The 17,951-nt window shown below is 35.1% G+C and carries 20 protein-coding genes; 13 read left to right on the top strand and 7 right to left on the bottom strand.

Annotated features, from left to right (window positions below):
• Positions 1 to 107 precede the first annotated feature (107 nt).
• From hisD to AC13DP_RS17355, 9 genes are all read left to right on the top strand, one after another.
• Complete coding sequence (hisD, locus tag AC13DP_RS17395) at positions 108 to 1,391, top strand: histidinol dehydrogenase (protein ID WP_483068196.1); 1,284 nt, start codon at positions 108 to 110, stop codon at positions 1,389 to 1,391.
• 387 nt (positions 1,392 to 1,778) lie between these two features.
• Positions 1,779 to 2,828 carry a histidinol-phosphate transaminase gene (gene hisC / locus AC13DP_RS17390; RefSeq protein ID WP_347405552.1) on the top strand — a complete coding sequence of 350 codons (1,050 nt, stop codon included), beginning with the start codon at positions 1,779 to 1,781 and terminating at the stop codon, positions 2,826 to 2,828.
• Positions 2,829 to 2,833: 5 nt separating this feature from the next.
• Positions 2,834 to 3,973 carry a bifunctional histidinol-phosphatase/imidazoleglycerol-phosphate dehydratase HisB gene (gene hisB / locus AC13DP_RS17385; protein WP_483068195.1) on the top strand — a complete coding sequence of 380 codons (1,140 nt, stop codon included), beginning with the start codon at positions 2,834 to 2,836 and terminating at the stop codon, positions 3,971 to 3,973.
• A gap of 88 nt (positions 3,974 to 4,061) precedes the next feature.
• Positions 4,062 to 4,655 (top strand): imidazole glycerol phosphate synthase subunit HisH, encoded by a 594-nt coding sequence (hisH, locus tag AC13DP_RS17380; RefSeq protein WP_483068194.1) that lies wholly within the window; start codon positions 4,062 to 4,064, stop codon positions 4,653 to 4,655.
• A gap of 299 nt (positions 4,656 to 4,954) precedes the next feature.
• Positions 4,955 to 5,686: a 1-(5-phosphoribosyl)-5-[(5-phosphoribosylamino)methylideneamino]imidazole-4-carboxamide isomerase gene (gene hisA, locus AC13DP_RS17375; RefSeq protein WP_483068193.1), complete on the top strand. Its 732-nt coding sequence runs from the start codon at positions 4,955 to 4,957 to the stop codon at positions 5,684 to 5,686.
• A 320-nt stretch (positions 5,687 to 6,006) separates the two neighbouring features.
• A complete protein-coding gene (locus tag AC13DP_RS17370; protein WP_272959606.1) occupies positions 6,007 to 6,606 on the top strand; it encodes a helix-turn-helix domain-containing protein in 600 nt (199 codons plus the stop codon).
• Positions 6,607 to 6,731: 125 nt separating this feature from the next.
• Positions 6,732 to 7,634, top strand: coding sequence for an NAD(P)-dependent oxidoreductase (locus AC13DP_RS17365; RefSeq protein WP_483068192.1), 903 nt, complete (start codon positions 6,732 to 6,734; stop codon positions 7,632 to 7,634).
• A gap of 59 nt (positions 7,635 to 7,693) precedes the next feature.
• A complete protein-coding gene (locus tag AC13DP_RS17360; protein ID WP_483068191.1) occupies positions 7,694 to 8,254 on the top strand; it encodes a YeeE/YedE family protein in 561 nt (186 codons plus the stop codon).
• Between the two features lie 3 nt (positions 8,255 to 8,257).
• Positions 8,258 to 8,671, top strand: coding sequence for a YeeE/YedE family protein (locus tag AC13DP_RS17355; protein ID WP_228252492.1), 414 nt, complete (start codon positions 8,258 to 8,260; stop codon positions 8,669 to 8,671).
• Between the two features lie 194 nt (positions 8,672 to 8,865).
• Here the strand turns inward: AC13DP_RS17355 and AC13DP_RS17350 are convergent, their stop codons facing one another.
• Positions 8,866 to 9,495, bottom strand: coding sequence for a trimeric intracellular cation channel family protein (locus AC13DP_RS17350; protein ID WP_013071820.1), 630 nt, complete (start codon positions 9,493 to 9,495; stop codon positions 8,866 to 8,868).
• 183 nt (positions 9,496 to 9,678) lie between these two features.
• Between AC13DP_RS17350 and trxB the strand changes: the two genes are divergently transcribed.
• Positions 9,679 to 10,659, top strand: coding sequence for a thioredoxin-disulfide reductase (gene trxB / locus AC13DP_RS17345; protein WP_013071821.1), 981 nt, complete (start codon positions 9,679 to 9,681; stop codon positions 10,657 to 10,659).
• A 79-nt stretch (positions 10,660 to 10,738) separates the two neighbouring features.
• Here trxB and AC13DP_RS17340 read toward each other — a convergent pair whose 3' ends face one another.
• The 6 genes from AC13DP_RS17340 to AC13DP_RS17315 form a co-directional block, all read right to left on the bottom strand.
• Positions 10,739 to 11,557: a GIN domain-containing protein gene (locus tag AC13DP_RS17340; protein WP_347405711.1), complete on the bottom strand. Its 819-nt coding sequence runs from the start codon at positions 11,555 to 11,557 to the stop codon at positions 10,739 to 10,741.
• A 318-nt stretch (positions 11,558 to 11,875) separates the two neighbouring features.
• The gene (locus AC13DP_RS17335) at positions 11,876 to 13,639 is read right to left on the bottom strand and encodes a PspC domain-containing protein (protein ID WP_041578870.1); all 1,764 of its coding nucleotides are present in this window, start codon (positions 13,637 to 13,639) and stop codon (positions 11,876 to 11,878) included.
• Entirely contained in the window at positions 13,632 to 13,976 is a 345-nt protein-coding gene (locus AC13DP_RS17330) for a PadR family transcriptional regulator (RefSeq protein WP_013071826.1), read from the bottom strand. Before AC13DP_RS17330 ends, AC13DP_RS17335 begins: the two co-directional genes overlap by 8 nt.
• 70 nt (positions 13,977 to 14,046) lie before the next feature.
• Positions 14,047 to 14,919, bottom strand: a complete 873-nt coding sequence (locus tag AC13DP_RS17325) for a DUF5694 domain-containing protein (protein ID WP_347405710.1) — start codon at positions 14,917 to 14,919, stop codon at positions 14,047 to 14,049.
• Between the two features lie 17 nt (positions 14,920 to 14,936).
• Complete coding sequence (locus AC13DP_RS17320; protein ID WP_347405709.1) at positions 14,937 to 15,332, bottom strand: hypothetical protein; 396 nt, start codon at positions 15,330 to 15,332, stop codon at positions 14,937 to 14,939.
• 7 nt (positions 15,333 to 15,339) lie between these two features.
• Positions 15,340 to 15,834 (bottom strand): DUF4870 domain-containing protein, encoded by a 495-nt coding sequence (locus tag AC13DP_RS17315; RefSeq protein WP_347405708.1) that lies wholly within the window; start codon positions 15,832 to 15,834, stop codon positions 15,340 to 15,342.
• 281 nt (positions 15,835 to 16,115) lie between these two features.
• Here AC13DP_RS17315 and AC13DP_RS17310 point away from each other — a divergent pair, with 281 nt between their 5' ends.
• From AC13DP_RS17310 to AC13DP_RS17300, 3 genes are all read left to right on the top strand, one after another.
• Positions 16,116 to 16,577 carry a DUF4442 domain-containing protein gene (locus AC13DP_RS17310; protein ID WP_013071830.1) on the top strand — a complete coding sequence of 154 codons (462 nt, stop codon included), beginning with the start codon at positions 16,116 to 16,118 and terminating at the stop codon, positions 16,575 to 16,577.
• A 69-nt stretch (positions 16,578 to 16,646) separates the two neighbouring features.
• Complete coding sequence (locus tag AC13DP_RS17305; protein ID WP_013071831.1) at positions 16,647 to 17,447, top strand: TIGR00266 family protein; 801 nt, start codon at positions 16,647 to 16,649, stop codon at positions 17,445 to 17,447.
• Between the two features lie 133 nt (positions 17,448 to 17,580).
• Positions 17,581 to 17,778 carry a hypothetical protein gene (locus tag AC13DP_RS17300; RefSeq protein WP_013071832.1) on the top strand — a complete coding sequence of 66 codons (198 nt, stop codon included), beginning with the start codon at positions 17,581 to 17,583 and terminating at the stop codon, positions 17,776 to 17,778.
• Positions 17,779 to 17,951 lie beyond the last annotated feature (173 nt).

The raw sequence follows: 17,951 nt of genomic DNA, 5'->3' as shown, positions 1-17,951 counted from the left end.
GTCAGAATTTCGATCGTTTTTTTAGAAATTCAAAAATTGAAATTGAATCAATAAAGCTGACAGCTGAAAGTGAAAAATTGTAAACCGTAAACTGTGAACAATAAATTATGAACAAAATATATAATCCTTCACAATCAGAATGGGAGGTTGTTTTAAAACGGCCAACCAAAACCGTAGATGATATTGAAGATACGGTAAACCAAATTTTTGCCGAAGTAAAAGCCAAAGGAGACACCGCGGTGGCAAAATATACCGATATGTTTGATGGTATTAAGCTTGAAAATACTTTAGTAACTTCAGAAGAAATTGCAACTGCTGAGGCTGAAATATCAGAAGAATTAAAATCAGCCATTCTTTTAGCTAAAAAGAATATTGAAAAATTCCATGCTGCTCAAAAAACAACGAAAGTTGAAATAGAAACAACAAGCGGTGTAAAATGCTGGCAGGAAAAGAGACCCATTCAGAAAATCGGATTATATATTCCCGGAGGAAGCGCACCCTTATTTTCGACAATCTTAATGTTAGCCGTACCAGCGGCAATTGCAGGTTGTAAAGAAATCGTGCTTTGTACGCCTCCTAACAAAGAAGGGAAAGTTCATCCTGCAATTTTATACACGGCTAATTTATGCGGAGTCACTAAAATCAATAAGATTGGAGGGATTCAGGCGATTGCAGCATTAACTTTCGGAACCGAGACAGTCCCCAAGGTATATAAAATTTTTGGCCCCGGAAATCAATTTGTAACCGTAGCCAAGCAGTTAGCTACTCGTCATAATGTCTCTATCGATATGCCAGCGGGTCCTTCAGAATTATTGGTAGTGGCAGACGATTCGGCTAATCCGGCTTATGTAGCATCAGATTTACTGAGTCAGGCTGAACATGGTGCCGATAGTCAGGTAATTTTAGTATCTACTTCAAAAAAATTCTTGGATGAAGTAGAAGCAGAAGTAGAAAATCAGTTGTTAGCATTGCCAAGAAGAGCCATTGCAGAAAAGGCAATCGAAAATTCGAAATTGATCTATGTAGAGAACGATGAGATCGCCCTGGATTTAATCAATGAATACGGCCCGGAACATTTTATCATTTCTACGGAAAATAACGATTTTTATACGGGAGGTATTATCAATGCAGGTTCGGTATTCATTGGTAATTATACACCTGAAAGTGCCGGAGATTACGCTTCAGGAACTAATCATACGTTACCGACTAATGGTTATGCCAAACAATATAGTGGTGTAAATCTGGATAGTTTTATGAAGAGTATGACGTTTCAGCAAATTTCAGAAGAAGGAATAAAAAGCATTGGTACCGCAATTGAGTTAATGGCCGAAGCTGAAGGTTTACAAGCACATAAAAATGCAGTGACTTTGAGATTGAAAGACTTGAGTTAACGTGTTAACTAGATTTTAGATCACTTCGCTGTTAGAAGTTAGAATATAGACTAGAAAAAAACAGGATGAGTATTTATTTTGAATGCTGAATGTTGAAATTTGAAAGGAAAAAGCTAAAAACTGTTTATATATAAATGTTTATTGAAGTTTGAAAACTGGCCTATCGAAAATTGGTCGTAAAATTCGAAGTGAAAGAAGCGTTTAAATTTTAGGCTGTTTGAGCGTAGCGAGTTTCTAAAATTTAGCTTCAGAACGAAGAATTTAGATCAAATTTCGTAAGCCTAGCCTTTTTTGTTTCTTTTTTCGGCAATGGAAAAAAGAAAAGAATATTGATAATAATGATTAAAATAGCTAAAGCCTAAAAGCTGATAGCTGAAAGCTAAAAAAATGCCCACCAATATAAACATACAAAACCTTGTTCGTGAGAACGTAAAGAAATTAAAACCTTATTCTTCAGCTCGCGATGAATACAAATCGATGGGAACCGATATGGTTTTTCTTGATGCGAATGAAAATCCTTATCAAACCGATGTAAATCGCTATCCCGATCCGCATCAACGTAACGTAAAGGATGAACTCGCAAAAATTAAAGGCATTAGACCGGAAGAAATTCTTTTAGGAAATGGCAGTGATGAGGTTTTGGATTTATTGTTTAGGGCGTTTTGTGAGCCCGGGAAAGATAACGTGATTACCCTTCCTCCAACTTATGGAATGTATAAAGTACTTTCAGAAATCAATAATATCGAGAATAGGGAAGTACTCCTTTCTAAGGATTTCGAACCACAGGTTTCTTCGATATTGGATAACGCAGATGCTCATTCTAAATTGCTTTTTCTTTGTTCACCAAACAATCCTACTGGAAATACTTTTTCAGAAGAAAAAGTAGAAGAATTGCTTCAAGAATTTAATGGATTGGTAATTATCGACGAGGCTTATATTGATTTTTCAGGAAAAGAAAGCTGGTTAAGTAGGCTTCAACAATATCCAAATTTGGTCATTACACAAACACTTTCTAAAGCCTACGGCATGGCCGGAATCCGTTTGGGAATTTGTTGTGCTTCCAGGGAAATTATCGATATTTTAAAGAAAATCAAACCCCCTTACAATGTCAATCAATTAACGCAACAACGGGCTTTAAACCGAATTCTTGATGTTGAAAATGTAAAGGCTGAAGTTGCTGATATTCTAAAAGGCAGAGATCAATTGTTTAAAGTGTTGATGGAAGTTTCTTATGTTGAGAAAATTTACCCTTCAGATGCTAATTTTATATTAGTGCAAGTGGATGATGCTACGGCCAGATACAATCAATTAATCGAAAAGGGAATTGTCATTAGAAATAGAAGCACCCAACCGCTTTGCGAAAATACCCTGCGCTTCACCGTAGGGACCACTCAAGAAAATGAAAAATTAATTGCCGCTTTAAAAAGCTTAACTTAACTAAAATGCAAAAAGTTTTATTTATAGATCGTGATGGAACGATTATCCTGGAGCCTGAGGATTATCAGGTAGATAAATTAGAAAAACTGGAATTTTACCCTGAAGCTTTGTTCTATCTATCGAAGATCGCCAAAGAATTGGATTATGAATTGGTGATGGTGACCAATCAGGATGGTTTGGGAACTGAAGTTTATCCTGAAGATCAATTTTGGCCCATCCAGAATTTTGTGGTGAAAACTTTTGAAAATGAAGGCGTAAAATTTAGCGATATCTTGATCGATCGAACTTTTGCTAAAGATAATCATCCTACACGAAAGCCAAACACAGGACTTTTGGAAAGAAAATACCTGAATTCTCCGGCTTATGATATGGCCAGTTCGATTATGATTGGGGATCGTATGACGGATATCGAATTTGCCTATAATTTTGGCGGAAAAGGAATCTTTATTGATACTCATGAAGATTTAGCGACTGACGAATTAAAAAATGATATTTCCAAACTGAAAGATACCATTGCACTTAAAACATCGAGCTGGAAAGATATTTATGAGTTTTTAAAACTAAAAGATCGTACCGCCGAGATTGCAAGAAAAACCAACGAAACTGATATTAAGATTAAACTAAATCTTGACGGAACAGGAAAAGCTGACATTGCTACCGGGATCGCATTTTTTGATCATATGCTAGATCAGATCGCTCGTCATGGCCAAATGGATCTTGAAGTAAACGTAGATGGGGATCTTGAGGTAGACGAACATCATACCATAGAAGATACGGCCATTGCTTTAGGCGAAGTCTACGCAAAAGCTTTAGGTAGTAAGTTAGGAATTGAAAGATATGGTTTTTGCCTGCCAATGGACGATTGCCTGGCTCAGGTAGCGATCGATTTTGGTGGCCGAAACTGGTTAGTTTGGGAAGCCGATTTTAAGCGTGAAATGGTTGGAAAAATGCCAACAGAAATGTTTTATCATTTCTTCAAGTCTTTTACAGATGGAGCAAAAGCTAATCTGAACGTAAAAGCGGAAGGCACTAACGAGCATCATAAAATCGAAGCAATCTTTAAAGCCTTTGCTAAAGCGATAAAAATGGCTATAAAAAGAGATACCGAGAAAATGATTTTACCGTCAACTAAAGGAATGCTTTAATAGTATTGAGAATTGAGTATAGAGTAGTTAGTACTAAACTCATTATTCTAAACTCAATACTAACTACTAATTACCAACTACTAAAAAGATGAAAATAGCAATTATAGATTACGGCGCAGGAAACATTCAAAGTATCAAATTTGCCATTAAACGTTTAGGTTACGATGCCGTTTTAACTGATGATGCAGCCGAAATTAAAGCAGCCGATAAAGTAATTTTTCCAGGAGTGGGAGAGGCGAGTAGCGCCATGAAAATGCTAAAGTCAACCGGACTCGACACAGTGATTCCAAAGCTCACACAACCGGTTTTAGGAATTTGCCTTGGAATGCAACTGATGTGCGAGTACTGTGAAGAAGGAGACACCACAGGATTGTCGATTTTCGATGCTAAAGTGGTTAGGTTCGATAATTCGGTGAAAGTGCCACAAATTGGCTGGAATCAGATTTACGATTTGCAATCAGATTTGTTTGAAGGCGTAAACGAAAAAGAATATGTATACCTGGTACATAGTTTTTATGTAAAAGAATGCGAAGAAACAATTTGTTCTACGGAATACGGAGTAGAATATACATCAGCTATTAAAAAGAATAACTTTTATGGAGTCCAATTTCACCCGGAAAAAAGTAGCAAGGCTGGGGAAAAGATTTTGGAAAACTTTTTGAAGTTAGAATTACGAAGTTAGAAACAGATCGTTGCTGTTAGAATTTAGACTAGTGAAAATAGAGAATTGAAAATGTGTTAATTTCATGATTTGCTAAGGCGACGATGAGTGTCACTTCGAGTGATTCTGACGGAAGGAAGAATTTTATCGAGAAGCGAATATGACTTAGAATGTAGGACTATTTTTTATTTTAAAATTGCTTCGTTGTACTTCGCTCCAAATGATGAAATAAGCGAAACTGAATGTCAAATAAAAAAGCTGTTAGCTAAAAGCTCAAAAAAAAGCAAAAACTGTAAACCCTAAACCGTAAATTGAAATAAATGCGTTTAATACCAGCTATAGACATAATAGACGGAAAGTGCGTAAGACTTTCTAAAGGTGATTATAACACCAAAAAAATATACAATGAAAATCCGCTTGAAGTAGCAAAATCTTTTGAAGCTCACGGGATCGAATACTTACATCTGGTAGATCTTGATGGTGCAAAATCAAAGCATATCGTAAATCATAAAATCTTAGAAACTATTGCTTCTAAAACTAATCTAAAAATCGATTTTGGTGGCGGACTAAAAACCGATAAAGATTTGGAGATTGCTTTTGAGTGTGGCGCGAAACAAATTACCGGGGGCAGCATTGCGGTAAAAGACCCCGAAACTTTTAAAAGCTGGCTGGAAAAATTTGGTGCAGAAAAGATAATCTTGGGCGCCGATGCGAATGATGAGAAGGTTGCCGTAAGTGGCTGGCAGGAAGAATCAGAGAAGGAGTTAATTCCATTTATAGCTGAGTATAAAAAAGAAGGTGTGGTGTATGTAATCTGCACAGATATTTCTAAAGACGGAATGTTGCAGGGGCCAGCTTTCGATTTGTATGATCGTATCTTAGCTGAAAACCCTGAAATTAAATTGATTGCTTCTGGGGGAATATCTAAATTCGATGAATTACTAGAACTCTCTGAATCAGGATGCGAAGGGACTATAATTGGTAAAGCCATTTATGAAGGGCGAATCAGTTTAAAGCAATTAGAGAATTATATTTTAAATGATGGACAGTGATGAGTAATTAGGATTTAGATCGTTTCGTGGTTAGAAATTAGAAACGAAAGAAGAGGTTCGAAGAAGTATGATTCAAAGTATATTATGCTGAATGCTTAAATTTGAATTATGGACTCGGGAAATAAGAGGTAGAAATTTAGAATCAGGATGGAGGTTTAATTTATTTTTTGTTTTGTAAACCGTCAATTCTTCAATGATAATTACTTCTAAACTACTAATTTTAGTGGCTTTGACAGATATGACGTAAACATGTCATAAGCGTGACGCAAGCATTTTTAACCACTCAATATAGATTTGCTGAAACATTTAAATTTGTAATTATGAAAAACAGCAAACTCTCAGAACGAGTAACCGAGTTACGCAACCGAAAAGGGTTTTCACAGGAAGTTTTAGCCGAAGATTCAGGATTAAGTCTGCGAACAATCCAGCGCATCGAAAACGGTGAAACGACGCCGCGAGGTGATACCTTACAGCGAATAGCAAAAGGACTGGGAGTTACTTCTGAAGAACTTATCGATTGGAAACTTGAAAAAAATGACAGCTATTTGGCACTCCTAAATATCTCTGCTTTAAGTTTTATAATTTTTCCTCTTCTTGGAATTTTAATTCCACTGATGATGTGGATTTCTCAGAAAAATAAAATTGATGGAATTGATAGGAACAGCAGGGAAATTTTGAATTTTCAAATCACCTGGAGCTTATTTTTATTCCTTTCTATAATTGGATATATCGGAGGTAATTTTTATCGAGTGTATCAATCTAGTGTGATTTCTCCTTCTTTATTAATTAACCCCTTATTTTTGTGGATAAGCGTTTTGATACTTTATTTTCTTAATCTATTCTTGGTAATTATGAATTCTGTAAGGTTAAAATCGGGAAAAAATGTAGCTTATTTTTTAGGAATTCCTTTTCTACGATAGTTAACCATTTTAAAAAAAGTGAAACCTAAGAACTCTAAAATTACTTCTTTTCTATTTTTTACTAAAAGCTAACTGCTTATTGCTAAAAATCTCCCACTTTTTCTTATGTTTCCAAAAAATATTAGATGAAATTCAACAAAATAGCCTGTGTCGATTATACTAAAATGAATAAGGAAGCTATTACAGAGCTTCAGGAATATTCTGAAGAAGAAATAATTCATCCTGATGATTTCCCGGAGACCGATGAAGAGATTCTTGAGCGAATTGGTGATGCTGAGGTAATTTTTGTTTCCTGGAAAACTCAAATTACAAAAGAAATAATCCAAAAATGTCCTAATCTTAAGTATATCGGGATGTGTTGTAGCTTGTTTGACGATGCTTCAGCAAATGTAGCCGTTGATTATGCTCGCGAAAATGGAATTACTGTAACCGGAATTTTTGATTACGGGGATCCCGGGGTGGCAGAATTTGTGATTTCAGAATTGATTATGCTTATTCACGGCTATGCCGAAAAGCAATGGAAAGATATCCCTCAAGAACTTACCGATCTTAAAATTGGGATTATTGGTCTGGGAGTTACCGGGCAGCTTTTAGCGGATTGTTTACTGCCTTTTGGAGCCAATCTTTATTACTTTAGCAGAAGCAGAAAACTTCAGTACGAACAAAAAGGATTGGAATATTTAGAGCTTGATGAGCTTCTGGAAACGGTAGATGTGATCTCTATTCATCTTCCTAAAAATCTGAAAATTCTTCAATCAGAAAATTTCGAAAAATTCGGTAATGGTAAGATATTTATCAACACGTCGCTGGGAATGCCGTTCGATTTGGAAGCTTTTCGAAACTGGATAAAATCGACATCAAATTTTGCGATTTTTGATGGGGATGCAAAAAAAGATGTGCCGCAGGAAATTCAGGAAAGAAAAAATGTGGTTATCGGAAAGAAAAGTGCAGGCTGGACAGAGAAAACTCAACAGCGTCTTTCAAAAAAGGTTCTGAACAACTTCAAAGAATATCTCCAGGAAAAATAATGTAACTATTGTTACAGGCAGTTTTCTTAATTTCTGGTTTATTTGTACAAAATAAGAATATGAACTGGATTTTAGAACCCTGGCCATGGTACGTTTCAGGGCCATTGATTGCACTTACCATGTTTCTACTCATTTTTATGGGGCGACAGTTTGGGATGTCTTCCAACCTTCGAACCATGTGCAGTATGTGTGGTGCCGATAGAAAGGCAGATTTTTTTGATTTTGATTGGAAAGCCCAACAGTGGAATTTATTAGTTGTACTTGGGGCCGTTATAGGAGGTTTTATCGCTCATTTTTATTTAAGTGAAGTTCCTACAACAGTAGCGATCTCTTCAGAAACTATTCAGGATTTAAACAATCTTGGGTTTGAAAGTGCGGGAAATGCTTATCTGCCAACCGAATTATTTTCGAATTCTGTTTTTTCAGAACCGCTTACCATAGTATTGCTTTTAATTGGTGGAGTTTTAATTGGTTTTGGAGCGAGATATGCCGGAGGTTGTACTTCAGGACACGCCATTTCAGGATTAAGTAACTTGCAAATACCGTCTTTAATTGCTGTGATCGGTTTCTTTATTGGTGGTTTAGTAATGATACACTTTTTATATCCATTAATATTTTAAAAGATGAGACAGATAGGATTTTTAGTGATAGGAATAGTTTTTGGAATCGTAATGTTTAAATCTGAAGCTTCATCCTGGTTCAGAATTTATGAGATGTTTAAATTCCAGTCATTCCATATGTATGGGATTATAGGGTCGGCGTTATTCTTGGGTGTTATCGGTGTTCAGGTTATCAAAAAAAAGAATTTAAAGTCTTTTTTTGGTCAACCAATAAATTTTGTTCCTAAAGATAAAAGTTTTAGCCGCTATATGTTTGGTGGCATTATTTTTGGCCTTGGTTGGGCATTAGCCGGCGCATGTCCGGGACCAATTTATGTGTTAGCCGGAGCAGGGTACTGGCCAATATTGGTGGTTTTTGCTGGTGCAATGCTTGGAACATTTTTGTACGGATTACTTCGCAATAAATTACCGCATTAAGATTAAATATGAATGTGGTTTTACAGCAATTAGTTCCCTACGGCTAATTGCTGTTTTTATTTAGTGGAAATTTGAAGTTTAATATTACAGCGCTTTGTGGTTGAAACCCTCAATCAAATTCAGGTTTAAAACATTACAAGTTGTTTAGAATACTAAAGATATTCAGATTGAAATGTTTATAAATTCAAATAAGCTCATTTTTGCTCCTTTTCGGGATAAAAGTCGGGCAAAGTGATATGATATTTTACCGCAAGTAATCTTAAGATAATTACGGTGAGTGAAGTGACCAGATAAGTAACATCGGTATTAATATCTTGATCGTGCATAATCACGAAAATGAGTCCGCCTACCAGGCATGCCGTTGCATAGATTTCTTCTTTTCTAAAAATCACTGGGATTTCGTTACATAAAATATCTCTAATTACTCCGCCAAAAGCACCGGTCATTCCTCCTAAGGCAATAGAAATTATGGGATCCAGTTCGTTCCTAATTCCAATTTCTACACCGGTGATTGTAAATACACCAAGCCCAATAGTATCGAACAAAAACAGGGATTTCTTAAGATGGTTTAGGTAATTTCTAAATAAAATAGCTAACATGGTAACTACGCTAATCAAATAAATATATAGCGTATTTTCCATCCAGGTAACCGGAGTGTTTCCAATTAAAACATCGCGTAAAGTTCCACCACCAATGGCAGTCACAAAGGCAATGATAAAAATGCCAAAAAGATCCAGCCTGCGGTTCATCGCAGATAATGCTCCGGAAATTGCGAAAGCTGCTGTACCAAGAATATCAAGTATGTTAAACAGGCTAAATTCCATTATTGGCAAAGGTAAATTTATTGTTTTAAATTTGTCGACATGCTATAAGTAATTCTTCGTGTTTTAAAGGCTAATATGCTGCAACTATTGGCATATAGTAAATCTATATACGATTTACTGTAAGTTTTTAATTGAAGTTACTATTTTTACAGTTGGAAATTAAGAATAAGATTTAGACAATATATGAGCGAGACTATCGAAAAAATTAAGTGTTTGATTATAGGATCTGGTCCTGCCGGATATACCGCAGCCATTTATGCTGCCAGAGCAGATTTAAAACCCATTATGTATACTGGTATGGAACCTGGTGGGCAGTTAACAACGACTACCGAAGTTGATAACTTTCCTGGCTACCCAGAGGGTATTGATGGTCCGGCTATGATGATGGATTTGCAAAAACAAGCAGAGCGTTTTGGTACTGAAGTTCGTATGGGAATGGTTACCGAAGTTCAATTTAGCAAAGAGGTTGGTGGTATCCATAAAGCGTGTATTGATAATTCTAAATGGGTAGAAGCAGAAACTGTAATTATTTCTACTGGTGCTACCGCTAAATATTTAGGATTGCCGAGTGAACAAAAATTAAGAGGAGGCGGAGTTTCGGCTTGCGCGGTTTGCGACGGATTTTTTTATAAAAACCAGGATGTAGCCATTGTTGGTGGTGGAGATACTGCTGCAGAAGAAGCAACTTATTTAGCCAATATTTGTAAGAAAGTGACTATGTTGGTTAGAAAAGATGAGATGAGAGCGTCTAAAGCGATGCAACACCGTGTAAATAATACCAAAAATCTTGAAGTTAGGTATAATACGGAAGTAGATGAAGTTATTGGCGATCAGGTGGTAGATGGATTACGAATGGTGAACAACAAAACCGGAGAAAAAGAAGAAATCGCTATTACCGGGCTATTTATCGCTATTGGTCATAAACCGAATACCGATATTTTTAAAGGTCATTTGGATATGGATGATACCGGTTATTTAATTACTAAAGGAAAATCAACAAAAACAAATATCCCGGGAGTATTTGCTTCAGGAGATGTGCAGGATAAAGAATATCGCCAGGCCATTACTGCAGCAGGAACTGGTTGTATGGCTGCTATGGATGCTGAACGTTATTTAGCTGAGATCGAAACCAGTGAAGAAGAAGAAAAAGAAGTTACTGCCTAAGTGTAGTAATCTTACTCATAATTATCAGAAAGGCCGGATTTTTATCCGGCCTTTCTATTTATATGTTTCAAACTAAATATTAAAATTCAGCTTTCTTTAAAATTGCTTGTCCTGTAAATTTCTCAATTTCAATTTTAGGAGTATTAAATATGGTAGTTTCACTTCGATCTTCTGCAATTATACTAAGATTGTCGGTGACTGAAATTTCGTTTTTAGAACGACCTTCAGCGATTAGCTTAGCATTAGTTGTTGTTAGGTTTTTACCTTTAAAAGTGCTGGTGTGTTCTGTTCTTAATTGAAAATCCGCTACCGTTCCTTCAATTTCAGCATCAGAACGTTCATAGTTGTCTAACTGGAAAACAGGAGCATTAACAAGTGCCTTTATTTTACTACTTCCATTTAACTGAAAATATGCATTTTTGGCTTCAAGGTTCAGTTCAACCTTAGCATCCTCGTTATTACGAAGTTTAAAATTAGATACGTTAAGCGTTAAAAAAAGTTTGGATTTACCAGATGTTTCTATCTCAAGATCAGATAAATTAAGACCTTTTGAAGCATCTAATTCGGCATTTTCTCCAAGTTTGATTTTTGTAATGGTTTCAGGAAATTCAATTTTCATTTCCTGTCTTTTAGAGCGTTTAATCTCTTTGGCTGCTTTGATAAATAGTACGCCATCTACAACATCAGTACGGATGAGATCGTGAAGATTTTCATCGGCTTCAACTTCTGCGAAAGCTGAATTTCCCCGGGTTAAGCTTACTTTAAAATCTCCTGTAATATTGATTTCCGTAAAATTATCAAGATTTCTTTTCTTGTTAATTACATTTCGGTTTCCTACGACCTGTGCTTGTGTTACAAATGCGACTAAAAGGAGTAAAAGACTAATACTTTTTTTCATAATTCTTTATTTGATTCAATTTAGCAATATCAAAAAGAACGCCATAAAATTGAATGTATTGAAAACTAAAATACGAAATAATAAGCTGAAAAAAATAAAAGCTCATAAAGCGGCCTAGGGTCATCTATATTTTGTTTAAAAACTCACTTTGTTGATAATTACATTCTATTTTATTGGAAATGTCAATGATTTTTTCTTTTTGTCGTGCAATCTCCAATTGTGGAGAAAGCACGAGCATAAGAAAACTGATGATTACATTTAAAAGACTAATCATGATTGGTTAGTTTTGATTGATGGTTGAGCTTAGTTAATTGTTATTTAAACACCGTTATTGGTCTTAGAAACCGGCGCATCAAAATCGTCTGATGCGTCGGTTGGTTCTTCGGTGGATGTAGTATCTTTTTCTATCCTGTTTTTTTGATCCTCTAAATACTTTTCTTCTTGCGCAGTAGTATTAAAAGTATCTTCATTTGAATCGAAAACATCTTCATCCTCTTCTATGACTTCTATTGGACAGTCCTGACAAACTGCACGATTTTCTTCAACTTTTAGTAGATGTCCTTCTTGTCCATTTTGTAAGATATCATCTGAAGAGTAACTATTTCTATGATAATAGTAGGTATTTTCATTAGCAATAAAGAAGCTTCCTTCGGGTAGCCATAAGGTCATATCTATTTCCTGATCTCTAGCCAAAAGCTCGTCTCTAATCAGAAAATAAGAGTCTAAATAAAGCGTGTTTCCATCTGTTTTAAACTGATAATCTATATTTTCAGCTCTTTTTTTAGCATCCAATACACTTTTACCTTCGGCTGATTTTATAATTTCTAATCTGGCCACAGAATCTTGAGTGGAACGTATGATTAATCCAATATCCTCATTATACAGAACTTTGTTATCATTTTCGTCGTATTTTAATTTCATATTATAATGTCTGGAGACGTAAGGAGAATAAATACCGTTGTTTCTCATCTCTATATGCAACGTATCCTGTTGTTTTATAGGAATGGAATACGTCTGCATAATTTCTTCGTCGAACGCACGGCTTGTCGCTTCCTTTATTCCAATCACTGCCAATCCTATAACTGATAAAATCCATAAGCCTAATAAAACCAGCTTAGCGGTTGTCCCAATTGATTTAAGATTTTTAACGAGTATTTTTAGTCCCAGTACAAAAAGAAAGAATAGGGGCACTCCTATAGCAAAAAATGAAAATATGGCTCCAATCCAAACAGAGGTACCAGAGATATGCATCATTAAATAATCATTCCATGGCGCATCGATGATTCCAAAGGTTCCAAAGGTGAACAGACTTATAAATAATCCAATTAAACCACTTCCTGCTGTTAACAGGATAACTATACCTACAAAGGCTACAATTATGCGTAAGATTACATTAACGATTCTGCCAAAAGCACTGGCCGCAGATCCTGCACCTGCTTTAGCACGATTGCCATATTTTTGATAATCTACATTTTTTACTTTTTCTGAAACATTATCGAAACCTTCTCTTATTTTTTTTTCGATATTCGAGATGGTCACTTCTTCACCGCGCATCGATAGTTTCTCGGCAGTTGTTTTTGCCTCGGGAGTAAAAATCCAGAAAGCAATATAGATCAACAAAAAGATCCCACTGGAAGCTAGAGTTAATACGACCCATAGTAACCTCACCCAAATAGCATCGATCTCTAAATAATGACCTAAACCACTACTTACACCACCAACATACGAATTTTCTGTATCGCGATATAAGCGCTTAATAGATGCTTTTTTAGCTTTTTTAGTTGAAGCAGCTTCAGGCTCGTCTTCAAAGATATCTTCATCTACCATATAATCCTCAGGTTGGCCCATAATGGCAATGACTTCATCGACATCTTTCATGCTGATTACCTGACTTTTATCAGCTCTTTTTTCCGAAAAAAGCTCAGCAATACGCGCTTCGATATCCAGTATAATTTCGTCACGGCCCTGTTTATCGGTAAATGAACGTTTTATGGCATCCAGGTAGTGCTGTAATTTTTTATAGGCATCCTCGTCTATATGAAAGAACATGCCCGCAAGATTTATATTTATTGTCTTATTCATGATTTTTCTTTTTTTGAGTGGTTACAATGTTTACTGCAGTTTGCAGCTCATCCCAGGTCGAGGAAAGTTCGGTTAAGAACAATCTACCAGTTTCGGTTAATCCATAATATTTTCTTGGTGGTCCACTGGTAGATTCTTCCCATCGGTAGGAGAGGAGTCCGGCATTTTTAAGTCGGGTTAATAAAGGATATATCGTTCCTTCAACTACCAGTAATTTGGCATCTTTAAGGGTGTCTAAGATCTCTGCTACGTAAGCATCTTCATCTTTTAAAACCGAAAGTATACAATACTCCAGTACACCTTTACGCATTTGTGCTTTGGTGTTCTCTATCTTCATAGCGTTTGGTTTTGAATGTTTTTAAAATGTTCATTTTTTGATTGATGATTATTTTGGATGAATTTAATGACTAATCTAAATATGTTAGGGCATCTACAATTTTATAATTTGGGTTATCTTCTAGTAAGTCTTTTAAAATCCCAATATGAGCCTGTCCCATCATTACGTAGATTTTTTTACTTCCTGTTTTTAATTGTGTATTTAAAATGTTTGAATAAATTTTTATATTTCTGTCAAAAAATAAGCTAATATATTCGGCACCTACGTATTTTTTTTCTTCAGAATTTAAATCTCTATAATCATTTCCTTCTTTATCAAAATCTCCATTTTGCACGTAAGCCGGAAAATTGAAAATTGCTCGATAAGAAAGATCTAGCATTTCGGGTTCATTAATCTTTTTCGTAAAATCATAAAGTGATAATCTATCTTCCATCACCTCTTTTCCCATAGGTCTTGCTTTTGTCTGAAGCTTTTTTAACTGGTCTTGGAAAAATTCAAAATGATCTCCTTCTTTAAGTAAATTTTGAGATGTAGAATTGTAGAAATCAATTCCGTAAATGTGATTTAAATTTAAGTGTTTTGCTAGTCTAAAACCTATCTGATAAATTTCACTGGCACCATATTCGAAATTTTTAAGATCGAATTGATCGTTTTGATAAAGCTTGTATAGGCTGTCCGCCCAATGTTGCTCTTCAGGAGTTAATTCAACCATAATAGCATCAGGTTGAAACTTTGCAATTTTTGATGCAATTTTTTCGAGCTCTTTTTGCTTTTTAGGATTGAACATGCTTGCTGCCTCTGTACCGTTTTGCATCTGGTTAAGATGTGCAAAACCAATAAGCATTATTTCTATTTTTTCATTTGGCTGCGCAATACTAAAATTTGACTGTAAAGCAACTAAAATTGCAATGATGATTTTTGATATTTTGACTGATGGATTCATATTCGCTAAATTGATGTTTATTTTATTTTTTGATACACGATATCTTTTAGTGTGATGAAAGACTCATCGTTTATATTTTCGTAAACGATGGGAACTGCAACTTTTTTACCGTTTTTAAAATATTCGATGGTAGGAATACTTTTGGTAATCGTTTTTGTATAAATAATTACATCTACGGAAGATGAGCTTGTTGTCGTTAAGGTTAATTTCCCATGAATTGTTTTATTTTCTGCTTTTAGGCTTACTTTGTTGTTATCGAAAATGATCTTTTTAATTTTGTTTTCTCCTTCGTATAATTCCCACGTGCCTTCTAATTCGTAAGTTTCTATGTCAGAAAATTCATTCTTAATTTTTACACAAGAAATATTAAGTAAAAAGATAACTATTAGGCTGGTATTTAGTAGTTTTTTCAAGATGGATTTATTGAATAGGTTCGTTTTCAGTGCTATCTTTCTTGATAAAACTGATACATAAAGGGAATTTAAATTCCTTTCCTTCACTTGCGTTTTTAGCAGCGCTGATCACTGCATAGAGTTCAAAAACAATAAGTCCAAGAAAAAATAGGGCTCCTGTAACAAGAATGACTAAAAACTGTAGAAAATTACTGTCTTCGCCGGGATAAATATTAATGGAATATTGATCATATTCAAAAAACTCATTAGGAATTCTAGCCCCTAAAATTATGATTGTAGCAATGAGGAAACAGGCAATGATGATGTAATAAAGTAATAAACTTAACTGAAAATTTACAGCATTCCGGCCGTGATGATTTATAAATTCTTTTTCCTTACCAACCAGCCAGATAATTACTGGGAAGATAAAATTTCCAAATGGGATAAATAGTTTAGAGAAGACCGAAAGATGGATGATAGTGGCTAAGGTTTTGTCTTGCTGTTTAATTGCTGATGATTCCATTGTGTTTTCTTTTTAATAAACCGGACTTAAAATGATGGTTTTTGATGTTTTTAAGTCCGGTTTTAATACCCTGATGAAGGATGATTTTGATTGATAAACCCTTTAATTCTTAACTCATTAAATTTAGAAATTACTATACCAGTTAACTTCTAATACAAATATATGGTTAAAAGAAGGTATTTTGCAAAGCATAGTACTTAAATTTAACATTTAATTAATATTTTTTGTTTCTCAAGGGATTTAAAATAAAATAAATATCTTTAAAGGAAATAACTAAAAGAATGGGAATAAGTGCGAAGAAGCTCAATCACTTTGTAATGTTCAAATTACCAAGCGCATGGCTATGCGGTGTAAGAGTCAAAGCGATTTCGAAAACAGATTGTAGTGTAGGAGTAAAACATAAATGGATTAATCAAAATCCATTTAAAAGTATGTATTTTGCAGTACAGGCTATGGCAGCTGAGTTGAGTACCGGAGCCTTGGTGATTTCAAAAATTAGATCCCAAAAACAACCAATATCAATGTTGGTGGCTCAAAATAAATCTGTTTTTTCAAAAAAGGCAACCGGTAAGATTCTTTTTAAATGTACAGATGGGGCCTTAATAGATAAAGCCATTGCAGCAACTTTGGAAACTGGTGAAGGACAAACCTTTTGGATGAAATCTTTAGGAACTAACGAAGAGGGAGTGGAGGTTTCATCATTCGAATTTGAATGGACTGTGAAAGTTAAAGCAAAGAAATAAACTTATAAATCCACTGTAACAATTTAAAGATTTCTACTTCTAATACGTACAATTATTAAAACTGAACTTATGAATTCACACGAGATAGATTACGAAATTTTTGGAGAAGAAATGCAGTATGTTGAGTTAGAGCTCGATCCGCAGGAAGCGGCCATTGCCGAAGCCGGAAATTTTATGATGATGGACAACGGTATTAAAATGGATACTATTTTTGGTGATGGAAGTAAGCAAAACGAAGGTTTTTTAGGCAAAGTACTGGGAGCGGGTAAACGCTTACTTACCGGAGAAAGTCTTTTTATGACCATTTTTTCTAATATAGGACAGGGTAAAAAGAAAATTAGTTTTGCTTCACCATATCCAGGAAAAATAATTCCTGTTGATCTTACCCAGTTTGGCGGGAAATTTATTTGCCAGAAAGATGCGTTTTTATGTGCTGCTAAAGGAGTCTCTATAGGAATTGAATTCAGCCGAAAACTGGGACGCGGATTTTTTGGAGGAGAAGGGTTTATAATGCAAAGTTTAGAAGGCGATGGGATGGCTTTTGTGCATGCCGGTGGTACAATGGCGAAAAAAGAATTAGCGGTTGGCGAAGTCCTAAAAGTAGATACTGGTTGCATTATAGGTTTTACACAAACTGTTAATTATGATATCGAGTTTATAGGCGGAATTCGTAACACGTTTTTTGGTGGCGAAGGACTTTTCTTTGCAACTTTAACTGGACCGGGCGTGGTTTATGTGCAATCACTTCCATTTAGTCGATTAGCGAACAGGGTTTTACAGGCAGCACCGCAAGCAGGAGGAAAAGATAAGGGAGAAGGAAGTATTTTGGGAGGATTAGGAGATATATTAGGCGGTGATAACCGGTTTTAAAATGTTAAACATTTGTTTATATGTAGTTTAAGTGTGAATTTTTTTTATATTTAGGGAACTAAATTCGCACGTTATAGAGAAATTTTTACATTTTTTAACTTAACCCAACTAATAATTAAATAAGTGTCAAATTATGGCGAGAGCGATGTTTGAATACACCAAAATGATCCTTGATAAGGTGAGTTTTGATGCAAATTTATTCTGTAAAGAGGTTAAAAAAGCGATATCCAGGTTACTGCCTCATGAAATTGAGGAACTTAAGATTTGGATTGAGGCTCTTACCAAACAGAATCCGGAACTAAACCAATGCTTAATTTATTTAAATCCTTAACATGATAAGAAATTAAAAAGCTGCCTTTTGGCCACTAGTGGTCGGAAGAAATTCCGGCCACTTTAAGTTTTAAATAATTTGTTGGGATCTCCTCCGGAAAAGGTCACTATCATTGCAATAATTAAATTCCTTACTTCCACTTTAAATCTTCTCTTGGCTGTTTTATAACCGAT

This window comes from Zunongwangia sp. L-65 (assembly GCF_056859415.1).
The sequence above is the reverse complement of the archived record's forward strand: the minus strand, read 5'-3'. Positions and strand labels throughout refer to the sequence as shown.